Here is a 5,171-nt window from a genome sequence, read left to right on the forward strand (position 1 = left end):
ATCTGATTGTGCGTAGAATACGCCGCTCTAGGGAGGCGATTCACTGTTCAGTCCATAACGAGTGGAGCACTGGGCAACTTCCGAAAACCCATGAAACGGAGAGAATATGTTTGAAGTGCGTATTCATGGCCGTGGCGGCCAAGGAGTGGTAACTGCGGCGGAGATGCTGTCGATTGCCGCGTTTGAGGAAGGGCGTCACGCTCAGGCTTTTCCGAGCTTTGGTTCTGAAAGAACCGGCGCCCCCGTCGTAGCGTTCTGTCGGATTGCCGATCAGGAAATCCGCTTGCGCGAACCCATTATGTATCCGGACGCGCTGATCATTCAGGATCCGACGCTGTTGTTTCAGGTCGATGTATTTTCCGGCCTGAAGAAAGACGGCTTCATTCTGATCAATACCAAGAGCAGTTTTGAAGAGCTTGGTTTGAGTGATTACGTTCGCGATTGGCCGGCTGAGCGTTTGTGTACCCTGGCCGCGACCGATCTGGGGCTCAAGCATGTCGGACGCCCGATGCCGAATGTTCCGCTGTTGGCGGGTTTTGCCGCGCTTTCCGGCACCACCAAGCTTGACTCAGTGTTCAAGGCGATCAACGCCAAGTTTTCCGGCAAGGTGGCACAAGGCAATATCGCCGGTGCGACCGAAGCTTTCGAGCTTGTCCGTGCCAGAATTGAAAGCGCACGTAAGGAGGCTGCCCATGCTTAAGCAGACTGAAGGTTCACATGCCGTAGCCGAGGCAGTCGCCCTGTGCCGGCCCGAAGTAATCTGCGCCTATCCGATCTCGCCGCAAACGCACATCGTCGAAGGCGTTGGCGAAATGGTGAAATCCGGTGAATTGACTGATTGTGAGTTCCTTAACGTCGAATCCGAATTCGCCGCCATGAGCGTCGCCATCGGCTCGTCAGCCGCCGGCGCGCGCACCTACACGGCGACCGCCTCGCAAGGCTTGCTGTTCATGGTCGAGGCCGTATTCAACGCGTCCGGCTTGGGTTTGCCGATTGTGATGACGGTGGCCAACCGTGCGATTGGCGCACCGATCAATATCTGGAACGATCATTCCGACTCGCTCTCGCAACGCGACTGCGGCTGGATACAACTCTTTGCCGAGACCAACCAGGAGGCGCTCGACCTGCATATCCAGGCCTTCAAGCTGGCCGAAGAGGTTTCGCTCCCGGTGATGGTGTGTATGGACGGCTTCATCCTCACCCATGCCTACGAACGCGTTGACATGCCGACACAGGCGCAGGTGGATGCCTACCTGCCGCCCTATGAGCCGCGACAGGTGCTCGATCCAGCCGAACCGGTTTCGATCGGCGCCATGGTCGGGCCGGAAGCCTTCATGGAAGTTCGCTATCTGGCGCATGCCAAACAGATGCAGGCGCTCGAGCTCATCCCTCAACTGGCCGAGGAGTTCAAGAAAGGATTTGGTCGCGAATCCGGCGGTTTGATCCGCAGCTACTCCACCGACGATGCCGAGACGATCGTCGTGGCCATGGGTTCGATTCTGGGTACGATCAAGGATGTGGTCGATGAAATGCGCAGTGCCGGGGAGAAAATCGGCGTGCTGGGAATAACCTCCTATCGCCCCTTCCCGATCGATGCCGTACGTGAGGCCTTGAAAAATGCCAAACGCGTTGTGGTGCTAGAAAAGAGCCTTGCCGTGGGCCTTGGCGGCATTCTTGCCTCCGACATTCGCAAGTCGCTGCGCAAGCTGCCGATCGATGTCTTTACCGTAATTGCCGGCTTGGGCGGACGCGCCATCACGAAGAAATCCCTGCATGGGGTATTCGAGAAGGTGGCGAAGGAAGAAGTCGAATCGGTAACATTTCTTGATCTTGACTGGGGCGTGGTCAACCGGCAACTTGAACGCGAGCGTCAGACGCGGCGTTCAGGTCCGGCCGCAGAAAGTATGCTGCGCGACATTGGTACTGTCGCCTCGAAGATCGCCTAAAGGAGGCCAACCATGTCATTGCAACCTGTCAAGTTTTACCAGACCGGCACCTTCACCGTCGGCAATCGTCTGCTGGCTCCTGAAGAGCGTAGCGTTCAAGCCAACATGGAGCGCACCAACTCGCTTAACTCCGGGCATCGCGCCTGCCAGGGCTGCGGCGAGGCTCTCGGAGCGCGTTACGCTATCGACTCGGCGATGATCGCCAGCAACAACCAGTTGATTGCGGCCAACGCCACCGGTTGCCTCGAAGTGTTCTCTACGCCCTACCCGGAAACTTCATGGCAGATTCCATGGATTCACTCGCTATTTGGAAATACGGCTGCGGTTGCCACTGGTATCGCTGCGGCGATCAAGGTGAAACAGGCCAAGGGCCGGAGCGGCGATGTCCGCGTTGTTGCGCAAGGCGGTGACGGGGGAACTACCGATATCGGTTTCGGTTGTCTCTCTGGCATGTTCGAGCGCAACGACGATGTGCTGTATATCTGCTACGACAATGGCGGTTACATGAACACCGGTGTTCAGCGCAGTTCGGCCACTCCGCCCTCCGCGCGTACGGCAACGACCATGCCGGTCGGCCCGGAGCCTGGAAACGTCTTCGGTCAGGGCAAGTTTGTACCTGCCATCGCCATGGCGCACGAGATTCCCTACGTCGCGACGGCCACAGTTGCTGACTTGCGTGATCTCGAATACAAAGTCAAGAAAGCCATGAGCTTCCGTGGTGCGCGCTATATTCAGATTCTCGTGCCTTGTCCGCTCGGTTGGGGTGCAGCGTCTCAGGACACCATCCGCTTGTCCCGTCTGGCCAAAGAGAGCGGGACGTTTCCGGTGTTCGAAGCCGAGTACGGCGAACTCACCGGTTCATCGAAGATTCGTCGGCGGGTGCCCGTCGAGGAATACCTGAAACCACAGAAGCGTTTTGCCCACCTTTTTGGCAAAACGCCAGCCGTTGACACCATTGCCCGTTTGCAGGCAATGGCAGACAAGAATATTCGCAGATACGAATTGCTCGACAAGGAGGCACACTGATGGACAAGCCGTTTGCAATTACACTGGACCCCGGCTCGTCGCTTGCCAACCACACGGGTTCGTGGCGTACCGAACGTCCGGTCTATGTCGACCGGCTACCGCCCTGCAACAACCAATGTCCGGCCGGTGAAGACATACAGGGCTGGTTGTTCCACGCCGAATCCGGCAACTACGAAAAAGCCTGGCAGCATCTGACGAAGGACAATCCTTTTCCGGCGATTATGGGCCGCGTTTGCTACCACAGTTGCGAGAGCGTCTGTAACCGCGCGAAGATCGACTCGGCGGTCGGCATTAACTCGGTGGAGCGCTTTCTCGGCGACGAGGCGATCAAGCGCAAGTGGAAGCTGTCACAGACTGCCGCCGAAACCGGAAAGCATGTTCTGATCGTCGGAGCGGGGCCTTCTGGGATGTCGGCGGCCTATCATCTGCGTCGCTTCGGCCACCGCGTTACCGTTTACGATGCCGGACCATTCATGGGCGGGATGATGCGCTTCGGTATCCCCAAGTACCGTTTGCCACGCGATGTTCTCGATGCCGAGATGCAGCGTGTCGTCGATCTGGGCGTCGAGGTGAAGCTGAACTCCAAAGTAGATAACCTTCTTGAAACGATGGAATCGGGCAAGTTCGACGCGGCCTTCCTGGCTGTCGGGGCACATATTGGCAAACGCGCCTTTATCCCGGCGGGTGCCGTCTCGAAGATTGTCGACGCGATTTCTGTGTTGCGCAGCATGGAAAACGAAGAAAAGCCAATGCTCGGTCGTCGTGTCATCGTCTATGGTGGCGGCAATACGGCAATCGACGTGGCGAGAACGGCCAAACGCATGGGTGCCGAGCCGATCATCGTTTATCGCCGTAACCGTGAAAAGGCACCGGCGCATGATTTCGAGATCGAGGAAGCGATGCAGGAAGGCGTGATGATCAAGTGGCTGTCGACTATCAAGGAGGCAGGCGACGCGAACATCACCATCGAAAAAATGGAACTCGACGACACCGGCTTTCCTCAACCGACCGGAGAGTTTGAAACGCTGGAGGCCGATTCGGTTGTGTTGGCACTCGGTCAGGATGTGGATCTTGGCTTGCTTGACGGTGTACCGGGTCTGGTCGTGGCCGACGGTGTCGTCACTGTCGATCCCAACATGATGACTGGCCATGCAGGCATCTTCGCCGGTGGCGACATGGTTCCTGCCGATCGCAACATCACCATTGCCGTCGGGCATGGCAAGAAGGCGGCGCGCAACATCGACGCCTGGCTTCGGGGAACCAGCTACATCGCTCCTCCCAAGCACGCGGTGGCCAACTTCGAAAGCCTCAATACCTGGTACTACGCGGATGCGCCGAAGACCGTGCGGCCGATGCTCGACATCATCCGTCGTCGATCGACCTTCGAAGAAGTGCAGGGTGGTCTGGATGAGAGCACGGCATTGTTCGAGGCGCGTCGCTGTCTTTCCTGCGGCAACTGTTTCGAGTGCGACAACTGTTACGGCGTCTGTCCGGATAATGCAGTCATCAAGCTCGGCCCCGGCAATCGCTTCAAGTTCAATCTTGACTATTGCAAAGGTTGTGGCATGTGCGTGGCCGAGTGTCCTTGCGGCGCCATTACCATGGAGCCAGAGAACATCTGACAGCGTGTTTCAGTAGATATTTGATGTGGCAAACGGGGCGGCTCGACCGCCCCGTTTCTTTTCGTTCCTGCAGGATGCACGCCGACGACGAACACGCGCTCAGTCTGTGTGGACCGTTCTGAGGAGTTCGCCGACAACGCCCTCAAGCACCTTCTGCTGCTGCGGATTGATCAGATCGCCCTTCTCATCAAAGGCTTTGTGCGCCAGCGGCAATGACATCTGCCCTGGCGTCACGAGAACGCCGATGCCGCTGAGCAGGATACGCAAGGCGGGCAATCCGCGAATTCCGCCCAGTGCGCCGGGTGAAGCGGCGATGATCGCGGCAACCTTGCCGGGGAATGGAGAAGGCACGCCTTCCTGTGGGCGCGTTGCCCAGTCGATCGAATTTTTGAGGAGCGGTGTAAAGAAACCATTGTATTCCGGCGAGGCAACAAGCAGTGCGTGATGCTCGCGAATCGCCTGTTTCAGGTGGAGGCACCCTTCGGGCAGGCCGGAGGCGGCTTCGAGATCACCATCATATAGCGGCAGCGCCAGTGTGCGCAGATCGAGCACATTCACTTCGGCACCTTGTCTGCGG

5 protein-coding genes are annotated in these 5,171 nt (G+C 58.0%); 4 read left to right on the forward strand and 1 reads right to left on the reverse strand.

From position 1 onward, the window contains the following. The first annotated feature begins 106 nt into the window (after positions 1 to 106). The 4 genes from PROAA_RS10505 to PROAA_RS10520 are packed head-to-tail and all read left to right on the forward strand — an operon-like array spanning position 107 to position 4,594. Complete coding sequence (locus tag PROAA_RS10505) at positions 107 to 700, forward strand: 2-oxoacid:acceptor oxidoreductase family protein (protein ID WP_186411295.1); 594 nt, start codon at positions 107 to 109, stop codon at positions 698 to 700. Continuing rightward, entirely contained in the window at positions 693 to 1,946 is a 1,254-nt protein-coding gene (locus PROAA_RS10510; protein ID WP_186411296.1) for a transketolase C-terminal domain-containing protein, read from the forward strand. The genes PROAA_RS10505 and PROAA_RS10510 overlap by 8 nt, the downstream gene beginning before the upstream one ends. A gap of 12 nt (positions 1,947 to 1,958) precedes the next feature. After that, positions 1,959 to 2,972 (forward strand): thiamine pyrophosphate-dependent enzyme, encoded by a 1,014-nt coding sequence (locus tag PROAA_RS10515; RefSeq protein ID WP_186411297.1) that lies wholly within the window; start codon positions 1,959 to 1,961, stop codon positions 2,970 to 2,972. Next, the gene (locus PROAA_RS10520; RefSeq protein WP_186411298.1) at positions 2,972 to 4,594 is read left to right on the forward strand and encodes an NAD(P)-binding protein; all 1,623 of its coding nucleotides are present in this window, start codon (positions 2,972 to 2,974) and stop codon (positions 4,592 to 4,594) included. Before PROAA_RS10515 ends, PROAA_RS10520 begins: the two co-directional genes overlap by 1 nt. Before the next feature lie 99 nt (positions 4,595 to 4,693). Here the strand turns inward: PROAA_RS10520 and PROAA_RS10525 are convergent. Then, the coding region (locus PROAA_RS10525; RefSeq protein WP_186411299.1) for an NADPH-dependent FMN reductase at positions 4,694 to 5,171 on the reverse strand (478 nt) is incomplete at its 5' end.

Source organism: Candidatus Propionivibrio aalborgensis (assembly GCF_900089945.1).
Taxonomy (GTDB): Bacteria; Pseudomonadota; Gammaproteobacteria; order Burkholderiales; family Rhodocyclaceae; genus Propionivibrio; species Propionivibrio aalborgensis.

Bases quoted from the DNA above. Each gene is read 5' to 3' on its own strand.
- PROAA_RS10505 (WP_186411295.1), top strand. From the start codon at position 107: ATGTTTGAAGTGCGTATTCATGGCCGTGGCGGCCAAGGAGTGGTAACT.
- PROAA_RS10510 (WP_186411296.1), top strand. From the start codon at position 693: ATGCTTAAGCAGACTGAAGGTTCACATGCCGTAGCCGAGGCAGTCGCC.
- PROAA_RS10515 (WP_186411297.1), top strand. From the start codon at position 1,959: ATGTCATTGCAACCTGTCAAGTTTTACCAGACCGGCACCTTCACCGTC.
- PROAA_RS10520 (WP_186411298.1), top strand. From the start codon at position 2,972: ATGGACAAGCCGTTTGCAATTACACTGGACCCCGGCTCGTCGCTTGCC.